This window comes from Streptomyces sp. NPDC058579, assembly GCF_042718575.1.
Classification (GTDB): domain Bacteria; phylum Actinomycetota; class Actinomycetes; order Streptomycetales; family Streptomycetaceae; genus Streptomyces.
The window spans coordinates 332,662-354,116 of record NZ_JBHXPI010000002.1; the positions used below are offsets into that span (position 1 = coordinate 332,662).

Genomic DNA, 21,455 nt, shown 5'->3' on the forward strand with positions numbered 1-21,455 from the left:
ATGAGGGAAAGCAAGGGGGCGACCATGACGTGGTGGCGAACCGCGAGAGCCATGGTGCTGGCTGTGGTGGCGGCGCTCATCGCATCGATAGGAGGCGTGGTGCCGGCGGCTCACGCCGATGATCCGCCGGTGGTGTTCGCCGGATGCCGGATCAACATCGTCAACTGCCGGTGGGGGGTCGACCGGGCCGCCTACAACATGGTGGGCAACGCCTACAACCACTTCAACGGCAGCACGATCAGGGTGGAAGGCGGGAACCTGTACCTCGGGACCGCCGGCGTCTTCCAGAACAACACGTTCGTCGCCGACAGAATCATCGTCCACGAGGACGCGATCGAGGGCGTGCTCGACCCCCGTAACAACAACGTGTTCATCGGCAATGTCGAAGTGGCCCGGGTCAATCAGGTGTACAGGGAAACCCTCAACCTGTGGGAGTGCACCGAGTCCATCATCCGGACGGTTCCCGGCGCGTGGAACTTCGAAGACCTCGACGGGGCGGGTGGAGGGCAGCCGGACGGGCTGGTGAGCACGGGGGATCTGGACGCTGCCGTGAGGAGCAGCGCAATTCCGTCGGAGGCCCGGACCTGTGCCGGCATGCTCGCCAGGTTCGACTACGAGCACTTCAGCGCCGTCCAGACCGAGCAAGGGGCGCAGGACAACCGCCTCGCCAACCGAGCGGACTTCCAACGCTTCAGCGACCACATCGAGGAGTGCGGAAGGGAGATGGAAGAAGCGGCCGACCGCGGTCACGGGGCCATTCTGACCGCTCTGCTCGCCTGCGCACGGCGTGGGAATGAGCGCGGACCTGAGACTGGAGGGTCCGGCGGAGCCGGAGGGAATGCCACGCAACCGGACGCCGGGAACGAGGGAGGCTTCCCCGGACAGGACGCGACGACCGGCGGATCCGAACCTCCCGGTGGTTGGACCATCGGGGGCGGGTCGGGAGGAATCAAGGACGAGCTGCGCAGGAGAGGGCTACCGCTCCTCCCCGCCGCGAGCCGCAACACCGATGTGCGCATGCTGCCGTTGGGTGATTCCATCACCTATGGCGTGGGAGCCGCCGGCGGGTCCAGCTATCGAGCGCGGCTGTGGGACTTCTTGGCGGACGACGTGAACTCCCTGGACTTCGTGGGGTCCTTGAAGTCCGGTCAGGGCCCCGACAGGGATCACGAAGGGCACAAGGGCCTGCGGATCGACCAGATCGACGACCTGGCCACGTGCACCGTCTCCCGATACCGGCCGAACGTGGTCACCCTGCACATCGGCACGAACGACATGAACGGGAACCATCAGGTCGATCAGGCCCCTGCCCGACTCCGGGGACTGGTCGACAGGATCCTCAAGCTGGCGCCCGAGGCCACGGTGCTGGTCGCCACGCTCGTCCCGTCCTCCACGCCGGAGGTCAACGAGCGGATCAAGCGGTACAACGCGCAGATCCCAGGCATCGTCGATGACTTCCGGGCCGCCGGCCGGCACGTCCGACTGGTCGACATGAACGCGGTGACCGTCGCGGACCTGAACGACTGGGTGCACCCCAAGGCCAGCGGCTACGAAAAGATGGTCGACGCCTTCTACACCGGGATCCACGCGGCGATCAGCGACGGATGGATCGCCCGCCCGCGCACCCAGAACCCCGCGCCGTGCGCTGCTCAGCCCCCTGCCACGGACGATGGCTGGAACTGGAAGGGGATGGTGGCTTCCGGCGTCGGCGCGCCCCGCGACCACATCAGGCTCGCTGACCTGAATGGTGATGGTCGTGACGACTATCTGGTTGTCGGGGATCAGGGTCAGGTCCGTGCGTGGATCAACAAGGGGCCTGCGGGTGGCGGTGGTTGGTCGTGGCAGTGGTCGGGTGAGGTTGCTTCTGGTGTGGGTGCGTCGCGTGATCAGGTGAGGTTCGCTGACCTGAATGGTGATGGTCGTGCCGACTACCTCGTTGTCGGCGACCAAGGTCAGGTCCGCGCCTGGATCAACAAGGGATCTGTGAGTGGCGGTGGTTGGTCGTGGCAGTGGTCCGGTGAGGTCGCTTCCGGTGTGGGTGCGCCGCGCGGCCAGGTGGGATTCGCTGACATGAACGGCGATGGCCGTACGGACTATCTCGTCGTGAGCGACCAGGGTCAGGTCCGCGCCTGGCTCAACAACGGACCTGCCGGTGGCGGCGGCTGGTCATGGAAGTGGTCCGGTGAGGTCGCTTCTGGCGTCGGAGCGTCACAGGACAGTGTCGGCTTCGCCGACATCGACGGTGACAAACGCGGCGACTACCTGGTGATGAGGGACTCCGGAGCAGTGGTCGCCTGGCTGAACGACCGGTTCCCGCGCGGCTGACGCGGGACCGTCCGCACCGTCCCCCCGACCGCTAGCGCGGGCGGACCGGCAGGAGCGGGTGGTGCTTGGCCAGGATCTTGTTCGCCTGGGCGAGCGCGGAGAGCGCGTGCTCGCGGTCCGCCCGGTCCTCCGCGCAGAGGGGACCGCGGAACCGCAGCACCTCGCGCGCCGCGCAGTCGGCGTCGACCTCCGCCTGCAGGACGTGCAGCGGCAGGCAGGACCCGATCATGGCGGCCACACGGTCGGGGATCGGGACGGGTACGAGGGGCGAGGGCGAGGTGATCACGGGCCAGTCCTTGGGTACGGAGTCGGGTGTGGGGTCTCCCTCCTCATACGTACAGGATCGGCTTCCCGGTTCGGAGACGGGGTTGTCTCCGTGGGGCAACGCCACGGCCCTCGTTCGGCGGGGTGTGCGGACGTTCGCCGCCCGGTCCGGGAGCGCCGCGCGCCGCGCCTCGCGGTGTTCCCGCAGGTGCGCGCCGCGCGGGGCGATCTTCCTCGTCGAGCGGGCGATCAACTCGACTGTTTGTTCGCCAAACATGGGATCGGGCGTCCGCACGTGAATGTGAAGCATCTCACTCCCGAAAGGGCAGGCCCGGCGTTCCCGAAAGGGCGGGCCGGGCGGCGGGAATCGCTCGGGTCCGGTCGTGCGCGAAAGGTTGAAATCTGGTTACGGGTGAGTAAGTTGACTTGGCGACAGGCCATCCGGAAGTCCCGCTCGTTCCCCGTCCGCACGCCGCGAACAGGAGCCCGCCATGGGCGTACGCAAGGACCTGAGGCAGGCCAGGAAGCGCCCCGACCTGATCGGCCGCTTCCCCGTGCGGCTCGTGCGGGAGGACGGTGTCGTCCGGGAGGCCCACACACCCCTGCCCGCCGGGCCCGCGCCCTCCGGAACCCCCGCCGACATCCCCTTCGGGCACGCGGCCGATGACCCCGGCGCGATCGTCATGCGCCGCCAGGAGCACGGGAACTGGCGGCCCGTCACCGCCGCCGAGTTCGCCGGCGACGTCGTCGCCGTGGCGAAGGGGCTGATCGCGGCGGGTGTCGAACCCGGCGGGCGCGTCGGGCTCATGGCCCGTACCGGGTACGCGTGGGCCGTGCTCGACTTCGCCATCTGGTCGGCCGGCGGGCAGACCGTCCCCGTCTACCCCACCTCCTCGCCCGACCAGGTCGCCTGGATCCTCCAGGACTCCGGCACGCGGCACGTCGTCACCGAGTGCGCCGAACACACCGCCACCGTCGCCGAGGCCGCCGCCACGCTCCCCGAACCGGTCCGCACCTGGCAGACCGACGCCGGCGGCCTGGCCCAACTCGCAGCCCTCGGCACGGAGATCGCCGACGACGTACCGGCCGAGCGCCGCGCAGCGCTCACCCCGGACACGGTGGCGACCCTCTGCTACACCTCCGGCACCACCGGCCGCCCCAAGGGCTGCGTCCTCACCCACGGCAACCTCCACGCCGAGGCGCGCGCCACGGTGGAGCTGCTGCACCCGGTCTTCAAGGCGATCACGGGCCAGCCGGCCTCGACCCTCCTCTTCCTGCCCCTCGCCCACATCCTCGGACGCGTCATCCAGCTCGCCTGCCTGATGGCGCGCATCGAGATCGGCCAGTTCCCCAGCATCAAACCCGACGAACTCCGCCCCGAACTACGCCGGTTCAGGCCCACGTTCGTCGTCGGCGTGCCGTACCTCTTCGAGAAGATCCACGACACCGGCCGCGCCACCGCCGAGAAGCTCGGCCGGGGCGCCTCCTTCGACCGAGCCGACTCCATAGCCGTGCGCTACGGCGAGGCCTCCCTGAACCACGCCCTCGGCACGGGACCCCGCCCCGGCGCAGGCCTCACCGCCGCCCACGCCCTCTACGACCTGCTCGTCTACCGGCGCATCCGCAAGGAGCTCGGCGGGAACCTGCGGTACGCCATCAGCGGCGGCTCCCCGCTCGACAGCCGCCTCAGCCACTTCTTCTACGCCTCCGGGGTCCTCGTCTACGAGGGCTACGGCCTCACCGAGACGAGCGCGGCCGCCACCGTCACCCCACCCCTGCGCCCCCGGCCCGGCACGGTCGGCCGCCCGGTGCCCGGCACCGGCGTCCGGATCGCCGACGACGGCGAGGTGCTCCTCAAGGGCCCCATCGTCTTCACCGGGTACTGGAACAACCCCGAGGCCGGTCAGGAGGTGCTGCGGGACGGCTGGTTCGCCACCGGCGACCTGGGCGCCCTCGACGAGGACGGCTACCTCGTCATCACCGGCCGCAAGAAGGACATCCTGGTGACCTCCGGCGGCAAGAACGTCTCGCCTGCCGTCCTGGAGGACCGGCTGCGCAGCCGCCCGCCGGTCGGCCAGTGCCTGGTCGTCGGCGACAACCGCCCGTACATCGGGGCGCTCGTCACCCTCGACCCCGAGGCGATCCAGCACTGGCTGGCCGTACGGAAGCGGCCGGCGGACACCCCCGTGGCCGTGCTCGCCGAGGACCCGGAACTGCTCGCCGACATCCAGAAGGCCGTCGACCACGCCAACCGGGCCGTCTCCCGGGCGGAGTCGATCCGCAGGTTCCGCGTCGTACCGGGGGAGTTCACCGAGGAGAACGGGATGCTGACCCCGTCCCTCAAGGTGAAGCGGCACGCGGCCATGGCGGCGTACGGGAGGGAGATCGACGCGCTGTACGGATAGCTGCCCGCCGGACTACGCCAGCACCTCGGAGAGGTCGTACGACACCGGCTCCTCCAGCTGCCCGTACCCGCACGACTCCGGCGCCCGGTCCGGCCGCCACCGCTTGAACTGGGCGGTGTGCCGGAAGCGGTCGCCCTCCATGTGGTCGTACCCCACCTCGCAGACCCGCTCGGGCCGCAGCGCCACCCAGGACAGGTCCTTCTTCCCCGACCAGCGGCTCGGCGCGCCCGGCAGCCGGGCACCCGCGTGCGCGGCCTCCTCGGCCCAGGCCGCCCAGGGGTGCCCGTCGGGCGGGTCCATCCGCAGCGGCTCCAGCTCGGCGATCAGCTCCTCGCGGCGCTTGGCGGTGAAGGCCGCGCAGACGCCGACGTGCTGGAGGGTGCCGCCGTCGTCGTACAGGCCGAGGAGGAGCGAACCGACGACAGGGCCGCTCTTGTGGAAGCGGTAGCCGGCCACCACCACATCGGCGGTCCGCTCGTGCTTGATCTTGTACATCAGCCGGGCGTCCGGCCGGTACGGCAGATCCAGCGGCTTGGCGATGACCCCGTCAAGGCCCGCCCCCTCGTACTGCTCGAACCAGCGCGCCGCGACCTCCGGGTCGGTCGTCGCGGGCGCCAGGTGGACCGGGGCGTCGACGCCGCGCAGGATCTCCTCCAGGGCGGCACGCCGGTCGGTCAGGGGGGTGTCGAGCAGCGAGTCGTCGTCGAGGGCGAGCAGGTCGAAGGCGATGAACCGGGCCGGGGTCGTCCCTGCCAGCATCCGCACGCGCGAGTCGGCGGGGTGGATGCGCTCGGAGAGCCGGTCGAAGTCGAGCCGTCCGTCGTGCTCGATCACGATCTCGCCGTCGACCACGCACCGCCGCGGCAGCCGGGGGAGCAGCGCCTCGACCAGCTCGGGGAAGTAGCGCGTCAGGGGCTTGCCCGTACGGCTGCCGATGACCAGCTCGGGGCCGTCGCGGTGCACGATGGCGCGGAAGCCGTCCCACTTGGCCTCGTACTGCATGCCCGGCGGAATCTTCTTCACGGCCTTGGCGAGCATCGGCTTCACGGGCGGCATCACCGGCAGATCCATGGACTGATTGTCCGGTATGCGGGGAATGTCGGCGAGCCCTACGCTGACACGCATGGCGAGCAAGACGGCAGCGGTGGAACTGGAAGTCGGCGAGCGGACGGTACGCGTCTCCAACCCGGACAAGGTCTACTTCCCCGAACCCGGCTACACCAAGCTCGACATGGTCAGCTACTACCTGGCCGTCGGCGACGGCATCACCCGCGCCCTGCGGGACCGGCCCACCACCCTGGAGCGCTACCCCGACGGGGTCACCGGCGAGTCCTTCTTCCAGAAGCGCGCCCCCAAGTACCTCCCGGAGTGGATCCCGACCGCGCACATCACCTTCCCCAGCGGGCGCTCCGCCGACGAGATGTGCCCGACCGAGCCCGCCGCCGTCCTGTGGGCGGCCAACCTCGGCGCGGTCACCTTCCACCCCTGGCCGGTACGGCGCGAGGACACCGACCACCCCGACGAGCTGCGCATCGACCTCGACCCCCAGCCCGGGACCGACTACGCCGACGCCGTACGCGCCGCCCACGAGCTGCGAGCCGTCCTGGACGAGCACGGGCTGCGCGGCTGGCCCAAGACCTCGGGCGGGCGCGGCCTGCACGTCTTCGTGCCGATCGAGCCGCAGTGGACCTTCACCCAGGTCCGGCGCGCGGCCATCGCCTGCGGCCGCGAGCTGGAGCGCCGGATGCCGGACCAGGTGACGATCAAGTGGTGGAAGGAGGAGCGCGGCGAGCGGATCTTCGTCGACTACAACCAGACCGCCCGCGACCGCACGATCGCCTCCGCCTACTCCGTACGCCCCCGCCCGCACGCCCCGGTCTCCGCCCCGCTGAACTGGGACGAGATCGACGACGCTGTGCCCCGGGACTTCGACATCCGGACCATGCCGGCCCGGTACGCGGAGGTGGGCGACGTCCACGCCGACATGGACGACCACCGGTTCAGCCTGGAGAGCCTGCTGGAACTGGCCCGCCGCGACGAGGCGGAGCACGGACTCGGCGACCTGCCGTACCCGCCGGAGTACCCGAAGATGCCGGGCGAACCGAAGCGGGTGCAGCCGAGCAGGGCGAAGAAGAGCGAGGACTGACCGGGAGCCTCGGAAACCTGGTCGGGGGCCGCGCGGAATGGCCTTCTGACGGCGTTCGGCGGGGGTGTCGGCACCCGTCCGCGGGGGGTCGGGGGTGGGTCGATCGGCGCTTGCGTACCCACCGCCTGGAGGGTCGTACAGAGCCTTGTCCGAGCCCCCGTAAACCCTTCCTGAGCTGGGCTTTCTTCGTGATCTCCCCTAGCGTTCAGCCATCGGGAAAGGGGTGCCGGATGGACCGGAACATTCGTGACGTCGACGATGTGCTGAAGCTGCTCGACGGGCTCTTCGCGCGGGAGGCCGACCGCTGGACCGCCGAGGCGGCCGACTGGTGGAACGGCTTCTACGGCGACCGGTCCAAGGGCGTGCCGTTCTTCGTCGCCAAGCCGGACGAGACCCTCGTCTCGTACGTCGAGCGCGGCCTGGTCGCACCCGGCCGGGCCCTCGACCTGGGCTGCGGCCCCGGGCGCAACGCCCTGTACCTGGCGTCCCTGGGCTTCGAGGTGGACGCCGTGGACCTCTCCGACGAGGCCATCGGCTGGGCGGAGCAGCGAGCACGGGAGGCCGGCGCGGAGGTGCGTTTCCACCACGGGGACGCCTTTGAGCTGGCCGGCGGCGCCCTGACCGGTCCGTACGACCTGATCTTCGACTCGGGGTGCTTCCACCATTTGCCGCCGCACCGCCGGATCAGCTATCTCGCGCTGCTCGACCGGCTGCTCGCGCCCGGCGGCCATCTGGCCCTGACCTGCTTCGCGTCCGGCGCGATGGGCTCGGAGCTGCCCGACGCCGCGTTCTACCGGGAACGCGAGCCGGGCCTGCACGGCGGGCTCGCCTACACGCCGGAGTCCCTGCGCCGGATCTTCGGGGAACTGACCGAGGTCGAACTGCGCCGCATGCGGGACGAGCCCGCCGACTCCCCGCACTTCGGCGAGGACTTCCTGTGGACGGCGCTCTTCCGTAGGCCCTAGTGAGGGGCCCGTGGTGCGTGTCGGCTCAGCGGCGGACGAGCTCCCAGAGCGCCAGGCTCGCGAAGAGACAGCCGAAGGCGAGGCTTGTGCTGCGGCCGCTTCCTCGTGTGCCGGAACTCGACTCGTAGCGGGCCACCAAGCCTCTGGCGCGGATCCCGTGGCGTCGCAAGCGGTAGAGGAGTACGGCCTCATGGACGCCGTACCCCAGGACGGCCAGACCGATCACCAGGAACGAAGCGGTCGCCGTTGCCGGTGCCTTTGTGAGGTGCCGGGCGAGGTAGTTGTTCCAGGTGTGGCGGAAGCTCTCCGCGAGGTGGGACTGCGGGGCGAACAGGTCGAAGGCGTGGTAGGCGCCGGGGTAGAGGTGCAGCTCGACGGGGACGCCGTGGGCGCGCGGGAGCGCGGCGTAGTCGAGGCTCTCGTCGCGGAAGACGTCGAGTTCACCGACGCCGATGAAGGTCGGGGGCAGGCCGTCGAGTTCGGTCGCGCGGGAGGCGGCGCAGTAGGGCGTGACGTCCTCGGTTCCGGCGCGGTCGCCGAGGACCGCCTGCCAGGCGAGGAGGTTGGTCGAGCGGTCCCAGATGCCGATGTCGGTGAACTCCCGACTCGAGTCGGTCGTGTTGCGGTCGTCGAGCATCGGGTACATCAGCATCTGGAACAGAGGGGTCGCCGCGCCGCGGTCGCGGATCACAAGGGCGGTGGTGGCGGCGATGCCTCCGCCGCCGCTCTGGCCGGCCAGGCCGACCCGGGTGGGGTCCAGGCCGAGATCGGTGGCGTTGTCGCTGATCCACCGATAGGCGGTGTATCCGTCCTCAGCGGCGCCGGGCGCGGGGGTCTCCGGGGCCAGGCGGTAGTCGACGGCGGCGACGGCGCAGCCGAGCGCCGCGGCGAGTTGCTTGAGCCAGGGTGCGTCCTGGGCGGCGAAGCCGAGCACCTGCCCGCCGCCGTGGAACCACATGATGACCGGCAGTGGTCCGGGTGTCGCCGCGAGCGACGACGTGAGCTTCTGAGCGGCTCCGTATCGCTCGGCGCGCCGAGTTGAACGAACGCCGGGCGTCCGCATTGATCGAACGTTGAGGGACCGTTTACGGCCTCGCGGCAACGTATCGGCCATGCAGACCGACACCACCGTGATGACCGACCCGACCGCCCCCGACCTGTCCTGGCAGGAGAACGCCCTCTGTGCGCAGGCCGGGCCGGAGTTCTTCTTCCCGGCCCCCGGCTCCTCGACCCGCGAGGCGAAGCAGCTGTGCGGGGCGTGCGAGGGCCGGGTGGCCTGCCTCCAGTACGCGCTGGAGAACGACGAGCGGTTCGGGGTGTGGGGCGGCCTCTCCGAGAAGGAGCGGGGCCGGCTGAAGAGCACCGGCGGCGCCCGCCGCCGGCTCGCTCGCTGAGGCGGCGGGCGCTGAGACGGCGGGTCGGGCGCTGAGGCAGGGGCCAGTCGCCGACGAAGGCGGGTCAGTCGCTGAGGCGGCGGGTCAGCCCGCCTTGCGGGCCGCCATCCGCGCCTTGCGCGCGGCCAGCTTCTCGTCGAACTTCGACGCCTCGCTGTCCAGACCGTTCATGTACATCCCCAGCTCCTCCTGGGCCTTCAGGCCCTCCGGGCCGAGACCGTCGATCTGGAGCACCTTGAGGAAGCGCAGCACCGGCTGCAGCACGTCGTCGTGGTGGATCCGCATGTTGTAGATCTCGCCGATGGCCATCTGCGCCGCCATCCGCTCGAAGCCCGGCATGCCGTGTCCCGGCATCCGGAAGTTCACGACGACGTCCCGCACGGCCTGCATCGTCATGTCCGGGGCGATCTCGAAGGCCGCGCCCAGCAGGTTGCGGTAGAAGACCATGTGCAGGTTCTCGTCGGTGGCGATGCGCGCCAGCATCCGGTCGCAGACCGGGTCGCCCGACTGGTGGCCGGTGTTCCGGTGCGAGATGCGGGTGGCCAGCTCCTGGAAGGCGACGTACGCGACCGAGTGCAGCATCGAGTGCCGGTTGTCGGACTCGAAGCCCTCGCTCATGTGCGCCATCCGGAACTGCTCCAGCTTGTCCGGGTCCACCGCGCGCGACGCCAGGAGGTAGTCCCGCATCACGATGCCGTGGCGGCCCTCCTCGGCGGTCCAGCGGTGCACCCAGGTGCCCCAGGCGCCGTCGCGGCCGAAGAGCGAGGCGATCTCGTGGTGGTAGCTGGGCAGGTTGTCCTCGGTGAGGAGGTTGACCACGAGGGCGATCTTGCCGACCTCGGTGACCTTGGACTGGGACGGGTCCCAGGCCTCGCCGTCCTCGAAGTAGCCCGGGAAGTTCCGGCCGTCGGACCACGGCACGTACTCGTGCGGCATCCAGTCCTTGGTGACCTTCAGGTGCCGGTTCAGCTCCTTCTCCACCACCTCTTCCAGCGCGTAGAGGAGCCGCGCGTCGGTCCACCCTGCCGAGCTGCCGAGGTGGGGAGAGGTGAGCGTCACGGGGAACTCCTGGGGACGGAGAGAGGGCATACGGAACTACCTACGGATTCGTAGGTTACGAGACCGTAGGTTAAGGCTCCGTAAGGCCCCGGCCAAGCCCGCTGTGACGATGTACGATTACGTTCCGTTATGTGCGCAGCTGGGGGCGGCGTACGGAGAGGCAGGTCACGAATCCGGGCGCGCCGGAGGTGGCGCGATCACGTCTACTGCGATCACGTTTGCCGCGATCACGTCCACTCAGAGCAGATGGTCGGCCTGCCTCGCCTTGACGGCCGAGATCAGCGCGCGCAGCGCCTCGACCGAGTCGCTCACGTACGCGCCGGGCGTCAGGGTCGAGCCGATGTAGGCGCGGCCCGCGTCGTCGAGGCCGAAGCGGAAGCAGTTGGCGCCCTCGCTGCAGAAGGCCTCGCTCCAGGCGATCTTCTCGGGGGCGGAGGGGTCCATGCCGTTCATGCGGGTTCCTTCAGAGGTCCTGGGCGAGCGCGTGGATGAACGCGCGCGATTCCGGTTCGGGCAGGGCGAGTCCGCGCAGCCGTTCCAACAGTCCGCGATAGCGCCTGAGTTGCATGTCGGCGTCGAGGAGTGTCGAGCCGTGGGAGGAGTCCAGCTGTACGGTGTCGAGCTGTGGCACGGGCGCCGCCACGTAGGTGAACGACTGTCCCGCGCCGGGAAGACGCCGGCCGTGAAGGGGATGACCCGCACGGTGATGGTGTCCCGTTCCGAGCGGTCGAGAATGTACTCCAGCTGGGCCCTGGCCACCTTCGGGCCGCCGAACTGCATCCGCAGCGCGGCCTCGTGGATCACCGCCTCGTAGAGCGTGGGCCGGTCCCGGTCCAGGATCTCCTGGCGGCGCAGCCGCAGGGCCACCCGCGCGCGCAGATCGCTCGATGGTCCTGCCCGGAGGTGCCTACTGTGCCGGACTGGCCCGGCAGGCCGTCCGGAGCCTGCTCGACCGGCACGGTCTGGCCGAGCTCCGTGACACCGCCGTGCTCGCCGCCTCCGAACTGGTCGCCGCCGCCTACCGTTTCACCCCCGACCGGGAGATGATCCTGCGTGTCCGCCGGCAGTTCGAAGCCCTGCGGATCGTCCTGTACGACCAGCATCCGGCCCATCCCTCGGCCGACAAGGCCGAGGAATGCCGCGACCGCCGCAGCCGCAGCATGTGGCTGCTGGCCGCGGCGGTCGACACACAGGGCGGGGACTGGGGGCTCGCCGTGGTGCTCACGCCCGGTGGCGGTACGAAGTCCTGGGCCTTACTGCACCGTTGACCCCGTACACGCAGCGCCGACCTCCTACTGAACCGTGGCCGCGACCTCCTCCGCGCTCGTCGGCCGCAGCTCGCCGTCGAGCAGGAGCCAGCGGGTGATCCCCAGCGACTCCAGGAACGGCACGTCGTGGCTCGCCACGATCAGCGCCCCTTCGTACGCCTCAAGCGCCGCCGTCAGCTTCCGTACCGACGCCATGTCCAGATTGTTCGTCGGCTCGTCCAACATGAGCAGCTGAGGCGCTGGTTCGGCGAGCAGCAGCGCCGCGAGGGTCGCCCGGAACCGCTCCCCTCCCGACAGCGTCCCGGCCGGCTGGTCCGCCCGCGCGCCCCGGAAGAGGAACCGGGCGAGGCGCGCCCTGATCACGTTGCCCGTCGCCTCGGGCGCGAACCGGGCGACGTTCTCCACCAGGCTCAACTCCTCGTCGAGGACGTCGAGTCGCTGCGGCAGGAAGCGCAGCGGCACATGGGTCTCGACCTCGCCCGCCACTGGCTCGAGCTCCCCGGCGATCGTGCGCAACAGCGTCGTCTTGCCGGCCCCGTTGCGGCCCACGAGCGCGATCCGCTCGGGCCCGCGAAGCTCGAACCCGCCGCCCACCCGGGCGCCGTACCGCAGTTCCAGTTCGCGCAGTGTCAGCACCTCGCGACCCGGATGGACCGTGGTGCGCGGCAGTTCGATCCTGATCTCGTCGTCGTCACGGACCGCCTCCTCCGCCACGTCGAGCCGTTCGCGCGCCTCGGCAAGGCGGTCGGTGTGCAGGGCGCGGTGCTTGCCCGCCGAGACCTGCGCCGCCGACTTGCGGCCGTTGGCGACGATCTTCGGCACGACCTTGTTGTCGAAGCTCTTCCTGCCGTACCGCTTGCGGCGCGCCAACTTCAGCTGTGCCTCGGACAGTTCACGCTTCTGCCGCTGCACATCGGCCTCCGCGACCCGGACCATCCGCTCGGCGGCCTCCTGTTCGGCGGCCAGCGCCTCCTCGTACGCGGAGTAGGCGCCGCCGTACCAGGTGACCTCACCGTCGTGCAGATCGGCGATCTGGTCGACCCGCTCCAGGAGTTGCCGGTCGTGGCTGACCACGACGAGCACTCCGGACCAGGCGTCCACGGCCTCGTAGAGCCGGGTGCGGGCGTACAGGTCGAGGTTGTTCGTCGGTTCGTCGAGCAGCAGGATGTCAGGCTGGGCGAGCAGCAGGGCGGCGAGCCGCAGCAGGACCGACTCACCGCCGGACAGCTCGCCGATGGTCCGGTCGAGACCGATGTGCCCGAGACCGAGCTGGTCGAGCGTGGCACGGGCCCGCTCCTCCACGTCCCAGTCGTCGCCGACCGCGGCGAAGTGCTCCTCCGCCGGATCGCCCGCCTCGATGGCGTGCAGCGCGGCCCGGGTCGCCGCGATCCCGAGGGCCTGGTCGACCCGGAGCGCGGTGTCCAGGACCAGGTTCTGCGGGAGGTAGCCGACCTCGCCGACCGTACGGACCGTGCCGTCGGCGGGGGTCAGTTCACCGGCGACGAGCTTGAGGAGTGTCGACTTCCCCGAGCCGTTCAGGCCGATGAGCCCGGTACGGCCGGGGCCGACCGTGAGCTGGAAGTCGTCCAGGACCTGGGTGCCGTCCGGCCAGGAGAAGGACAGGGACGAGCAGGTGATGAACGTGGGATGGGTCGCCATGGGGGCCTCCCTGTTGCGAGAGCGTGGGCTGGGGCAACGGGTGAGACACCGGGGCGCGGGCAGGCGGAAATGCTCGTACGCCGAGGGCGAAGACGGCACACGCGGCGCTGCGTGAAGCAGCTCAAGGGCACGCGCGGCACGGTGTCTCGCATCCTCAGACGAGCAACGGCCTTCTCCGATCGGGCGACAACAGGGCCAGATCAGGACGGTACGCCTGGGCGCCGAGCGGAGGCAATCGAATTAACGCGCGGAGGGAGGAGAGGGCTGTCAGCCGTCCAGGAGCTGGGCCAGGTCCCCGTCCCAGTCCAGGTACTGGTGCTCGCGGCCGGCCGGCACGAGGTGCTGCGAGCGCTGGATGAAGTGCCGCAGCTCGGAGGTGCGGACGTGCACGACGGCGACGCCCTCGGGAGCGTGGAACTCGACGACGGTGCGGTCGTAGCCGTACGGGCGCACCCGGACGTCACCGAGGCCTGCCGGGCCGTCGATGCCCTGGACGAGCAGCTCGCGGGCGAACGCCCAGGAGACCTCGACGCCCTCCAGGGTCGCGGGCGGTGGGAACGCCATGCTCACCGCGAAGGGGTCCTCGCGGTCGTACCGCAGTGTGGCGGGGACGGTTTCCATCCGGGGCGCGGATGCGACCAGACGGGCCTGAACGGCCTGCTCGATGACGGTGGACAAGGCCAGCTCCTGTCGCGCGGCTTCGGTTCCTGACGTCTCCCTGACACAAAGGAAGACGAACGATCGGGCCAGAACGTGCACTGGGGGGTCACGTGAGCTGTGTCACCGCCACCCCGGCCCGTTAGGCGGTCTGGACGGGGTCCTCTGGGTGGGCTAGCTTCCCGCGCCATGACGTCCAAGGGGAAGACGAGACGAATGATGTCGGTGGGGCTGAGCGGGGTGGCCCTCGCGGCGGCCCTGACGGTCCCGGCGTACGGCGCGTCGGACGGTGGCGCCTCGGGCGGCGCGGCGGGCAGCGGGTCCGGCGGTGCCTCGCAGGCCGGGCCGTACGGTGCCGGCTGGCAGCTGACGGAGACCGGTACGGACGCCCGCTTCCGCGGCCTCGCGGCCGTCGACCGCAGGACCGCCTGGGCCGCGGGCTCGAAGGGGACCGTGCTGCGGACCACGGACGGCGGCCGGAGCTGGCGGAACGTCTCGCCGCCCGGGGCCGGGGAGCTGGAGCTGCGCGACGTCGAGGCCTTCGACGCCCGGCGCGCCGTGGTCCTCGCGATCGGAGAGGGGGAGGCGTCGCGGGTCCTGCGGACCGAGGACGGCGGAGCCAGCTGGACGGAGTCCTTCCGCAACACCGACCCGCGCGCCTTCTACGACTGCATCACCTTCTTCGACCAGCGCCACGGCCTCGCCATGAGCGACCCGGTCGACGGGAAGTACCGCATCCTGTCGACGCGGGACGGCGGCCGCTCCTGGGCGGTGCTGCCCGACGCGGGGATGCCGGCCGCGCTGCCCGGAGAGGCCGGGTTCGCGGCGAGCGGCCAGTGCCTGGTCTCCTCCGGACCGAGGGACGTCTGGCTGGCGACCGGCGGCGGCGCCACCGCGCGCGTGCTGCACTCCCGCGACCGGGGCCTGAACTGGACCGTCGCCGAATCCACGATCCCGGCGGGCGACCCGGCGCGCGGAGTCTTCGGGCTCGCCTTCCGCGACCGCGCGCACGGCATCGCCGTCGGCGGCGACTACCGCGCCGGCCAGGCCTCGCCGAACGCGGCGGCGGTCACCGGCGACGGCGGACGCCGCTGGAAGACCGCCTCCGCCCCGCCGCCCGCGTACCGCTCGGGCGTCGCCTGGCTCCCGCACTCCCTCCCCCATAGCCTTGACGGCATGGGAGGTGCCCCCATGGCCGCACTCGCGGTCGGCCCGACCGGCACGGACCTGACGAGGGACGGCGGCCGCACCTGGCGGACCGTCGACACCGGCTCGTACGACACGGTCGACTGCACACGGGACGGCGCGTGCTGGGCCTCCGGCGAGAAGGGCCGCATCGCCCGCCTGAGCGGCCGATAGATCCTCAGGAAGGCAGCTGCTCGCGGTACGCGGCGAGGGCCTCGGCCGTCTTCGTCGCGTAGAACTCCGTGATCCGGTACGTGCACACGCTCTCGACGATGAACGGGTCGGCCGCCACGATCTTCTCGATCTCCGCGCGGTCGACCCCGGCGGCGAGCACGATGCCGCCGTCGCGCGGGTTCTTGCGCCCGGAGGCGATGAAGACGCCGGCGGCGTACTGCGCGTCGAGCCACGTGACGTGCGCGTCGAGCAGCTCGTCGGCCCGCTCGACCGGGCCGGTGTAGGTCAATTCCAGTACGAACATGATCGGCAGGCTACCCGTGGCCCGGACGGCGGCGGGGAAACCGTTCGCCTGTCGGACGGGGGAGCGCCGTAGGGTGGCCGTCATCATGAAGATCATCGACGTGCCCGAGGGCTGGCCCACCGACGAGACGACGGCCCGGGCCGTGCAGGAGGAGCTGCGGGAGCGGCTCGTGCTCGACGAGCCGGGACCGGCGCCCGGTACGGGCCATGTCACGGGGCTCGACGTGGCCTACGACGACGAGCGCGACCTCGTCGCCGCCGCGGCCGTCGTCCTGGACGCCCGCACGCTCGACGTGGTGGAGGAGGCGACGGCGGTCGGCCGGGTGTCGTTCCCGTACGTGCCCGGGCTGCTCGCCTTCCGCGAGATACCGACCGTGCTCGCCGCGCTCGCCGGACTGGCCGCAGACCCGGGGCTGCTCGTCTGCGACGGCTACGGCCTCGCCCACCCCCGCCGCTTCGGCCTCGCGAGCCACCTGGGCGTGCTGACCGGACGCCCGTCGATCGGCGTCGCGAAGAACCCCTTCACCTTCGACCACGACCAACCGGGCCCGGACCGGGGCGACTTCAGTCCTCTCATCGCGTCCGGTACGGAGGAGGTCGGCCGGGCCCTGCGTACCCAGGCCGGGGTGAAGCCCGTCTTCGTCTCGGTCGGCCACCGGGTCTCCCTGGACAACGCCTGCGCCCACACCCTGCTGCTCGCCCGGCGCTACCGCATCCCCGAGACGACCCGGCACGCCGACTCCCTCTGCCGACGTGCTCTCCGTGCGGCCCTGGGGACGGACGGGGCGAGGGATGAGTAGCGGGACTGAGTACCTGTACGGATGGCGGGGAGTGATCACGCGCGGCAGGCTGGGGCCCATGACATCCCCCGTCTCCGCACCTCCGCGCACCGCCGGCCGTGGCATGCACGCCCTGCTCGCCGGGGCCGGACTCCTGGCCCTGGCCTGGCTCTGCGCCATGATCTACGTCGTCGTCGCCTGGGTGTCGGCATGATCGGCTCGCTCCAGTGCGTCGTCCTGGACTGCACCGACGTCATGGAGCTCGCCGTCTTCTACCAGCAGGTCCTGGGCGGTGAGATCAACCGCCCCGACGGGCAGTGGGCCCTCAACGAGGCCTGGGCCACCCTGCACGACGCCTCCGGCGCGCCGGTGCTCTGCTTCCAGGGCGTGGCCGACCACCGCCCGCCCGTCTGGGGAGCGCCCGAGCAGCAGTTCCACCTCGACGTCCGGGTCGCCGACCTGGAGCCCGCCCATGACGCGGTGCTCGCGCTCGGGGCCTCGCTGCTCGACGACGGAGGCGGCGACCGGGCCTGGCGTACCTACGCCGACCCGGCCGGTCACCCCTTCTGCCTCGTACGCCACTAGGGCCCTGGGGAGGCGTCAGCCCTTGTACGCCACCCGGAAGCGGATGCCGGCCGTCCGCAGCCGGTCGAGCAGCGCGTCGCCCATCGCGACCGCCGTCGTGACCTGTCCCGAGGTCTTCGGCAGGTTGTCGTCCAGGGCGAGGCAGAGCGCGGACTCGGCGAGGATCTTCGCCGTCTCGCCGTACCCGGGGTCGCCTCCCGAGACCTCCGTGAAGACGCGCCGTCCGCCGCCCTCGCCGACGAAGCGCACGGTGAACCAGCTGCGTGCGCGCCGCTCCGCGCTCGGGCCCTGCCCGGCCTCGTAACGGCTCATCAGCCAGCGCCGTACGGGGGCCAGTTGGGCCGCCGCCAGGCCGGAGCCGACCAAGGCGGAGCCGCCGATCGCCATCGGGAGCGTCTTGACCGAGGCGTAGTGGCGGTAGACGAAGTCGGGGCCGTACGCGTCGAGCGCGCGTGCCGAACGGGCCACCACCTGGGCGTCTATGGTCGGCAGCGGCAGCGCCCAGGTGCCGGTCTCCCGGCTGAAGCGCGGTCCGCCGATCGGGGCGCGCGCCCTGCGGCCGACCAACCGGGGCTCGTGCAGCTGCCGTTCGCGCGCGGCGCGCAGCGTCTCCCGGCCGCGCCCCATCGCCGTCAGGGCGGACGCGAACGTGCCGCCCGAGAAGATGGCGCCGGCGCGCACGAAGCCGTCGATCCGCAGCGGGACGTCCTTGGGCAGCTGCTGGACGGTGAAGTAGACGCCCAGGTCGTGCGGTACGGAGTCGAAGCCGCACGCGTGCACGATCCGCGCGCCCGTCTCACGGGCGCGGGCGTCGTGGCGTACGTACATCTCGTCGACGAACTCCGGCTCGCCTGTGAGGTCCACATAGTCCGTGCCGGCCTCCGCGCAGGCCGCCACCAACTGCTCGCCGTACCAGACGTACGGACCGACCGTGGTGGCCACCACCCGTGCGGACGTGGCCAGTTCGCGCAGGGAGGCCGCGTCGGTGGAGTCCGCGACGACGAGCGGCAGCTCGGCGCAGCCGGGCCGGCGCGCCGCGAGGCGTTCGCGCAGCGCGGTCAGCTTGGCGCGGCTGCGCCCGGCGAGCGCCCACCGGAACCCGGGCGCCGCGTGCTCCGCCAGATACTCCGCGGTGAGCTCGCCGACGAACCCCGTCGCCCCGAAGAGCACGACGTCGTACGCCCGCTCCGCCGTGTCCCGCTCCACACCGTTCCCGCTCTCCATGCGGCCCCTCACCTTCCCCTGCGGCTTCCCCTGCTTCACCTGCGAGCGCGGAGCCTAGCGGTAACTCCGGCGGGATCCGTCAGCGGTAGTCGTCCGGGTGGCCCTGCATCCAGGTGTTGATCCGGTCCCGGGTGGAGATCAACAGGGTCTGGTGCTTCTTCAGGTTCGGGTACGTGGTGTCGCCCGCGAGGGTGGTCCGCAGCTTCTCGATCCAGGCGATCGGCTCGGGGAAGTGGCCGGGCCCCTTCGGGTCCGCCTTCATGGCGCGGTCGAGCTCGTCGAGCTCCTCGTGGACGCGGCCCAGGAAGTACGCGCAGTCGGCGGCGCAGCTGTCGTTGAGCGTGGCCTGCAGCCCGGCGAAGGCGTCCTTCACCAGCTCGGGCCCGGGCGTGGGCTCCTCGGCGTCCGCCTCCGCCGCGCCGGCGTCCGCGCCCGCTTCGGCGGTGGCGCGCGGCGACGCCGTCGAGGTCGGTGCCGAGTCCGTCGAGGTGCCGTCCCCCGAGGAGGAACAGGAGATCAGCAGGGCGGCGGCCATCGGTACGGCGAGCAGCGCGGTGATCCCGCGTCGTGATGTGAGCATGCCGGGACCCTATCCGGCGCCGGTCCCGCACTGCCTGTTCGTCGCTGAAATTCCAAGCGCTTGCTCGGCCTGGGGTCTTGTGCGGAGTGGAACGCGTTCCTAGCATCACCGGTGTTACATCATTGGTGTCACATAGCTGGGGGCTCGATGGCGGCGACGACGGCGACGGACCGCACCACCTCAAAAAACGGGCCGCTCTCCGGGGTGCGGGTGGTGGAGCTGGCGGGGATCGGGCCCGGGCCGTTCGCGGCCATGCTCCTCGCGGACCTCGGCGCCGACGTCGTACGCGTCGACCGGCCGGGCGGTCCTGGGCTCGGCATCGACCCCGCGTACGACCTCACCAACCGCAACAAGCGCTCCGCCCTCGTCGACCTCAAGGCCGACGGCGGCCCCGCGACCGTCCTCGACCTGGTCGAGCGGGCCGACATCCTGATCGAGGGCTACCGGCCCGGCGTCGCCGAACGCCTCGGCGTCGGCCCCGACGCCTGCCTCGCCCGCAACCCGAAGCTCGTCTACGGCCGGATGACCGGCTGGGGCCAGGACGGGCCGCTCGCCACGACCGCAGGACACGACATCGCGTACCTCGCGATCACCGGCACCCTCGGCATGATCGGCCCCGACCCGGACGGCCCGCCCACCGTCCCCGCCAACCTCGTCGGCGACTACGCGGGTGGTTCGCTCTACCTCGTCGTCGGGGTCCTCGCCGCGCTCCAGCACGCCCGCGCGCACGGCGAGGGCCAGGTCGTCGACGCGGCCATCGTCGACGGCTCCGCGCACCTCGCCACCATGATCCACGGCATGCTCGCGGCTGGCGGCTGGCAGGACCGGCGCGGAGTCAACCTGCTGGACGGCGGCTGCCCCTTCTACGGCACCTACGAGACCTCCGACGGCGGACACATGGCCGTCGGCGCCCTGGAGCAGCAGTTCTACGACGAGTTCGTCCGGCTCCTCGGCATCGAGGACCTCGCCCCGGCCCGCCGCGACTTCGGCCGCTGGGACGAGCTCCGTACCGCCGTCGCCGCCCGCTTCCGTACCCGTACGAGAGACGAGTGGACGGCCGTCTTCGCGGGCAGCGACGCGTGTGTCGCCCCCGTGCTCTCCCTCCGCGAGGCCCCCGCCCACCCGCACCTCACCGCCCGCGCCACCTTCGTCGAGCACGGCGGCCTCACCCAGCCGGCCCCCGCGCCCCGCTTCTCCGCCACCCCCGGGACCGTCCGTACCGGCCCCGCGCTGCCCGGCGCCGACACCGACGAGATCGCCCGCGACTGGGCCGTCCCCTCCCTGAAAGGCCAGGAAGCATGAAGCGCCTGCTCTACACCGCCGACCACGAGGACTTCCGCGCCACCGTCCGTACCTTCCTCGCCAAGGAGGTGCTGCCCCACTACGAGCAGTGGGAGAAGGACGGCATCGTCGCGCGCGAGGCCTGGCTCGCGGCCGGCCGCCAGGGGCTGCTCGGCCTGGCGGTGGGCGAGGAGTACGGAGGCGGCGGCAACCCCGACTTCCGCTACAGCGCCGTCCTCGCCGAGGAGTTCACCCGGGCGGGCGCGCCCGGTTTCGCCCTCGGTCTGCACAACGACATCATCGGCCCGTACCTCACCTCGCTCGCCACCGAGGAGCAGAAGCGCCGCTGGCTGCCCGGCTTCTGCACGGGCGAGCTGATCACGGCGATAGCGATGACCGAGCCGGGCGCCGGCTCCGACCTCCAGGGCATCCGGACCAGCGCCGAGGACCGGGGCGACCACTGGGTGCTCAACGGCTCCAAGACCTTCATCTCCAACGGCATCCTCGCCGACCTGGTGATCATGGTCGCCAGGACGACGCCGGAGGGCGGGGCGCACGGGCTCTCGCTCCTCGTGGTCGAGCGGGGCATGGAGGGGTTCGAGCGCGGCCGGAACCTCGACAAGATCGGCCAGAAGTCCCAGGACACCGCCGAACTCTTCTTCCACGACGTCCGCGTCCCCAAGGAGAACCTCCTCGGCGAGCTGAACGGCGCCTTCGTCCACCTCATGACCAACCTCGCCCAGGAGCGGATGGCCATCGCCGTGGCCGGCATCGCCGCCGCCGAACACCTCCTGGAGATCACCACCCGGTACGTGAAAGAGCGCGAGGCCTTCGGGCGCCCGCTGGCCAAGCTCCAGCACATCCGCTTCGAGATCGCCGAGATGGCGACCGAGTGCGCCGTCACCCGTACGTTCCTCGACCGGTGCATCGTCGATCACTCGAACGGGGAACTCGACGCCGTCCACGCCTCGATGGCCAAGTGGTGGGCGACCGAGCTGCAGAAGCGCGTCGCCGACCGGTGCCTCCAACTGCACGGGGGGTACGGCTACATGGCCGAGTTCCCGGTCGCCAGGGCGTTCACGGACGGCCGTATCCAGACCATCTACGGCGGCACGACCGAGATCATGAAGGAGATCATCGGACGTTCCCTGCTGGGCTGATCTCCCCTCCACCCTCATCGCTGAATCGTTGAAAGGCTGCTC

Annotated in this window: 22 protein-coding genes and 1 pseudogene; 12 read left to right on the plus strand and 11 right to left on the minus strand. The window is 71.2% G+C overall.

Going from position 1 to position 21,455, the window contains the following annotated elements; all coding sequences use genetic code 11:
* Positions 1–24: 24 nt before the first annotated feature.
* Positions 25–2,325 (plus strand): FG-GAP-like repeat-containing protein, encoded by a 2,301-nt coding sequence (locus ACFWRO_RS04365; RefSeq protein ID WP_384504166.1) that lies wholly within the window; start codon positions 25–27, stop codon positions 2,323–2,325.
* A 31-nt stretch (positions 2,326–2,356) separates the two neighbouring features.
* Here ACFWRO_RS04365 and ACFWRO_RS04370 read toward each other — a convergent pair whose 3' ends face one another.
* Positions 2,357–2,554 (minus strand): hypothetical protein, encoded by a 198-nt coding sequence (locus ACFWRO_RS04370; RefSeq protein WP_384504501.1) that lies wholly within the window; start codon positions 2,552–2,554, stop codon positions 2,357–2,359.
* Positions 2,555–3,080: 526 nt separating this feature from the next.
* Here ACFWRO_RS04370 and ACFWRO_RS04375 point away from each other — a divergent pair.
* Complete coding sequence (locus ACFWRO_RS04375; RefSeq protein ID WP_384504168.1) at positions 3,081–4,994, plus strand: AMP-dependent synthetase/ligase; 1,914 nt, start codon at positions 3,081–3,083, stop codon at positions 4,992–4,994.
* A gap of 12 nt (positions 4,995–5,006) precedes the next feature.
* Here the strand turns inward: ACFWRO_RS04375 and ACFWRO_RS04380 are convergent, their stop codons facing one another.
* Entirely contained in the window at positions 5,007–6,065 is a 1,059-nt protein-coding gene (locus ACFWRO_RS04380; protein ID WP_384504169.1) for an ATP-dependent DNA ligase, read from the minus strand.
* Positions 6,066–6,117: 52 nt separating this feature from the next.
* On the opposite strand from ACFWRO_RS04380, the gene ligD reads away from it, so the two are divergent.
* Together ligD and ACFWRO_RS04390 are read left to right on the plus strand one after the other, a co-directional pair.
* Positions 6,118–7,140 (plus strand): non-homologous end-joining DNA ligase, encoded by a 1,023-nt coding sequence (ligD, locus tag ACFWRO_RS04385; RefSeq protein WP_384504171.1) that lies wholly within the window; start codon positions 6,118–6,120, stop codon positions 7,138–7,140.
* Between the two features lie 230 nt (positions 7,141–7,370).
* Positions 7,371–8,105 (plus strand): class I SAM-dependent methyltransferase, encoded by a 735-nt coding sequence (locus ACFWRO_RS04390; protein WP_384504173.1) that lies wholly within the window; start codon positions 7,371–7,373, stop codon positions 8,103–8,105.
* Between the two features lie 25 nt (positions 8,106–8,130).
* On the opposite strand, the gene ACFWRO_RS04395 is transcribed toward ACFWRO_RS04390, so the two are convergent.
* Positions 8,131–9,168: an alpha/beta hydrolase gene (locus tag ACFWRO_RS04395; RefSeq protein WP_384504175.1), complete on the minus strand. Its 1,038-nt coding sequence runs from the start codon at positions 9,166–9,168 to the stop codon at positions 8,131–8,133.
* A gap of 49 nt (positions 9,169–9,217) precedes the next feature.
* Between ACFWRO_RS04395 and ACFWRO_RS04400 the strand changes: the two genes are divergently transcribed.
* Positions 9,218–9,499, plus strand: coding sequence for a WhiB family transcriptional regulator (locus ACFWRO_RS04400; protein ID WP_384504177.1), 282 nt, complete (start codon positions 9,218–9,220; stop codon positions 9,497–9,499).
* 84 nt (positions 9,500–9,583) lie between these two features.
* Here ACFWRO_RS04400 and ACFWRO_RS04405 read toward each other — a convergent pair whose 3' ends face one another.
* The 3 genes and pseudogenes from ACFWRO_RS04405 to ACFWRO_RS04415 form a co-directional block, all read right to left on the minus strand.
* The gene (locus ACFWRO_RS04405; RefSeq protein ID WP_384504179.1) at positions 9,584–10,558 is read right to left on the minus strand and encodes an acyl-ACP desaturase; all 975 of its coding nucleotides are present in this window, start codon (positions 10,556–10,558) and stop codon (positions 9,584–9,586) included.
* A 237-nt stretch (positions 10,559–10,795) separates the two neighbouring features.
* Positions 10,796–11,011: a hypothetical protein gene (locus ACFWRO_RS04410; RefSeq protein WP_384504181.1), complete on the minus strand. Its 216-nt coding sequence runs from the start codon at positions 11,009–11,011 to the stop codon at positions 10,796–10,798.
* 10 nt (positions 11,012–11,021) lie between these two features.
* Positions 11,022–11,425, minus strand: a pseudogene (locus ACFWRO_RS04415) (DUF5753 domain-containing protein).
* Positions 11,426–11,445: 20 nt separating this feature from the next.
* Between ACFWRO_RS04415 and ACFWRO_RS04420 the strand changes: the two are divergent.
* Positions 11,446–11,826 carry an ATP-binding protein gene (locus ACFWRO_RS04420; RefSeq protein ID WP_384504183.1) on the plus strand — a complete coding sequence of 127 codons (381 nt, stop codon included), beginning with the start codon at positions 11,446–11,448 and terminating at the stop codon, positions 11,824–11,826.
* A 24-nt stretch (positions 11,827–11,850) separates the two neighbouring features.
* Here the strand turns inward: ACFWRO_RS04420 and ACFWRO_RS04425 are convergent, their stop codons facing one another.
* Together ACFWRO_RS04425 and ACFWRO_RS04430 are read right to left on the minus strand one after the other, a co-directional pair.
* Positions 11,851–13,485: an ABC-F family ATP-binding cassette domain-containing protein gene (locus ACFWRO_RS04425; protein WP_384504184.1), complete on the minus strand. Its 1,635-nt coding sequence runs from the start codon at positions 13,483–13,485 to the stop codon at positions 11,851–11,853.
* A 267-nt stretch (positions 13,486–13,752) separates the two neighbouring features.
* Positions 13,753–14,163 carry an SsgA family sporulation/cell division regulator gene (locus tag ACFWRO_RS04430; RefSeq protein WP_384504186.1) on the minus strand — a complete coding sequence of 137 codons (411 nt, stop codon included), beginning with the start codon at positions 14,161–14,163 and terminating at the stop codon, positions 13,753–13,755.
* 168 nt (positions 14,164–14,331) lie between these two features.
* On the opposite strand from ACFWRO_RS04430, the gene ACFWRO_RS04435 reads away from it, so the two are divergent.
* Positions 14,332–15,501 carry a WD40/YVTN/BNR-like repeat-containing protein gene (locus ACFWRO_RS04435; RefSeq protein ID WP_384504188.1) on the plus strand — a complete coding sequence of 390 codons (1,170 nt, stop codon included), beginning with the start codon at positions 14,332–14,334 and terminating at the stop codon, positions 15,499–15,501.
* A gap of 4 nt (positions 15,502–15,505) precedes the next feature.
* On the opposite strand, the gene ACFWRO_RS04440 is transcribed toward ACFWRO_RS04435, so the two are convergent.
* Complete coding sequence (locus ACFWRO_RS04440) at positions 15,506–15,805, minus strand: YciI family protein (protein ID WP_384504189.1); 300 nt, start codon at positions 15,803–15,805, stop codon at positions 15,506–15,508.
* 85 nt (positions 15,806–15,890) lie between these two features.
* On the opposite strand from ACFWRO_RS04440, the gene ACFWRO_RS04445 reads away from it, so the two are divergent.
* The 3 genes from ACFWRO_RS04445 to ACFWRO_RS04455 are packed head-to-tail and all read left to right on the plus strand — an operon-like array spanning position 15,891 to position 17,168.
* Positions 15,891–16,604, plus strand: coding sequence for an endonuclease V (locus tag ACFWRO_RS04445; protein ID WP_384504191.1), 714 nt, complete (start codon positions 15,891–15,893; stop codon positions 16,602–16,604).
* A 58-nt stretch (positions 16,605–16,662) separates the two neighbouring features.
* A complete protein-coding gene (gene mmpA / locus ACFWRO_RS04450; RefSeq protein WP_384504192.1) occupies positions 16,663–16,797 on the plus strand; it encodes a morphogenic membrane protein MmpA in 135 nt (44 codons plus the stop codon).
* A complete protein-coding gene (locus ACFWRO_RS04455) occupies positions 16,794–17,168 on the plus strand; it encodes a VOC family protein (protein ID WP_384504193.1) in 375 nt (124 codons plus the stop codon). Before mmpA ends, ACFWRO_RS04455 begins: the two co-directional genes overlap by 4 nt.
* A 15-nt stretch (positions 17,169–17,183) precedes the next feature.
* Here the strand turns inward: ACFWRO_RS04455 and ACFWRO_RS04460 are convergent, their stop codons facing one another.
* The gene (locus ACFWRO_RS04460) at positions 17,184–18,392 is read right to left on the minus strand and encodes a saccharopine dehydrogenase family protein (protein ID WP_384504195.1); all 1,209 of its coding nucleotides are present in this window, start codon (positions 18,390–18,392) and stop codon (positions 17,184–17,186) included.
* Positions 18,393–18,471: 79 nt separating this feature from the next.
* On the minus strand, positions 18,472–18,972 hold the full coding sequence (locus tag ACFWRO_RS04465; RefSeq protein WP_384504197.1) for a hypothetical protein: 501 nt from the start codon (positions 18,970–18,972) through the stop codon (positions 18,472–18,474).
* Positions 18,973–19,119: 147 nt separating this feature from the next.
* Between ACFWRO_RS04465 and ACFWRO_RS04470 the strand changes: the two genes are divergently transcribed.
* Together ACFWRO_RS04470 and ACFWRO_RS04475 are read left to right on the plus strand one after the other, a co-directional pair.
* On the plus strand, positions 19,120–20,274 hold the full coding sequence (locus ACFWRO_RS04470; protein ID WP_384504198.1) for a CaiB/BaiF CoA transferase family protein: 1,155 nt from the start codon (positions 19,120–19,122) through the stop codon (positions 20,272–20,274).
* The gene (locus ACFWRO_RS04475; RefSeq protein ID WP_384504200.1) at positions 20,271–21,413 is read left to right on the plus strand and encodes an acyl-CoA dehydrogenase family protein; all 1,143 of its coding nucleotides are present in this window, start codon (positions 20,271–20,273) and stop codon (positions 21,411–21,413) included. Before ACFWRO_RS04470 ends, ACFWRO_RS04475 begins: the two co-directional genes overlap by 4 nt.
* Positions 21,414–21,455 lie beyond the last annotated feature (42 nt).

Bases quoted from the DNA above. Each gene is read 5' to 3' on its own strand.
- ACFWRO_RS04440 (WP_384504189.1), bottom strand. From the start codon at position 15,805: ATGTTCGTACTGGAATTGACCTACACCGGCCCGGTCGAGCGGGCCGAC.
- ACFWRO_RS04460 (WP_384504195.1), bottom strand. From the start codon at position 18,392: ATGGAGAGCGGGAACGGTGTGGAGCGGGACACGGCGGAGCGGGCGTAC.
- ACFWRO_RS04420 (WP_384504183.1), top strand. From the start codon at position 11,446: ATGGTCCTGCCCGGAGGTGCCTACTGTGCCGGACTGGCCCGGCAGGCC.
- ligD (WP_384504171.1), top strand. From the start codon at position 6,118: ATGGCGAGCAAGACGGCAGCGGTGGAACTGGAAGTCGGCGAGCGGACG.
- ACFWRO_RS04465 (WP_384504197.1), bottom strand. From the start codon at position 18,972: ATGCTCACATCACGACGCGGGATCACCGCGCTGCTCGCCGTACCGATG.
- mmpA (WP_384504192.1), top strand. From the start codon at position 16,663: ATGACATCCCCCGTCTCCGCACCTCCGCGCACCGCCGGCCGTGGCATG.
- ACFWRO_RS04390 (WP_384504173.1), top strand. From the start codon at position 7,371: ATGGACCGGAACATTCGTGACGTCGACGATGTGCTGAAGCTGCTCGAC.
- ACFWRO_RS04400 (WP_384504177.1), top strand. From the start codon at position 9,218: ATGCAGACCGACACCACCGTGATGACCGACCCGACCGCCCCCGACCTG.
- ACFWRO_RS04425 (WP_384504184.1), bottom strand. From the start codon at position 13,485: ATGGCGACCCATCCCACGTTCATCACCTGCTCGTCCCTGTCCTTCTCC.
- ACFWRO_RS04375 (WP_384504168.1), top strand. From the start codon at position 3,081: ATGGGCGTACGCAAGGACCTGAGGCAGGCCAGGAAGCGCCCCGACCTG.
- ACFWRO_RS04435 (WP_384504188.1), top strand. From the start codon at position 14,332: ATGACGTCCAAGGGGAAGACGAGACGAATGATGTCGGTGGGGCTGAGC.
- ACFWRO_RS04380 (WP_384504169.1), bottom strand. From the start codon at position 6,065: ATGGATCTGCCGGTGATGCCGCCCGTGAAGCCGATGCTCGCCAAGGCC.
- ACFWRO_RS04395 (WP_384504175.1), bottom strand. From the start codon at position 9,168: ATGCGGACGCCCGGCGTTCGTTCAACTCGGCGCGCCGAGCGATACGGA.
- ACFWRO_RS04370 (WP_384504501.1), bottom strand. From the start codon at position 2,554: ATGATCGGGTCCTGCCTGCCGCTGCACGTCCTGCAGGCGGAGGTCGAC.
- ACFWRO_RS04475 (WP_384504200.1), top strand. From the start codon at position 20,271: ATGAAGCGCCTGCTCTACACCGCCGACCACGAGGACTTCCGCGCCACC.
- ACFWRO_RS04445 (WP_384504191.1), top strand. From the start codon at position 15,891: ATGAAGATCATCGACGTGCCCGAGGGCTGGCCCACCGACGAGACGACG.
- ACFWRO_RS04410 (WP_384504181.1), bottom strand. From the start codon at position 11,011: ATGAACGGCATGGACCCCTCCGCCCCCGAGAAGATCGCCTGGAGCGAG.
- ACFWRO_RS04455 (WP_384504193.1), top strand. From the start codon at position 16,794: ATGATCGGCTCGCTCCAGTGCGTCGTCCTGGACTGCACCGACGTCATG.
- ACFWRO_RS04470 (WP_384504198.1), top strand. From the start codon at position 19,120: ATGGCGGCGACGACGGCGACGGACCGCACCACCTCAAAAAACGGGCCG.
- ACFWRO_RS04365 (WP_384504166.1), top strand. From the start codon at position 25: ATGACGTGGTGGCGAACCGCGAGAGCCATGGTGCTGGCTGTGGTGGCG.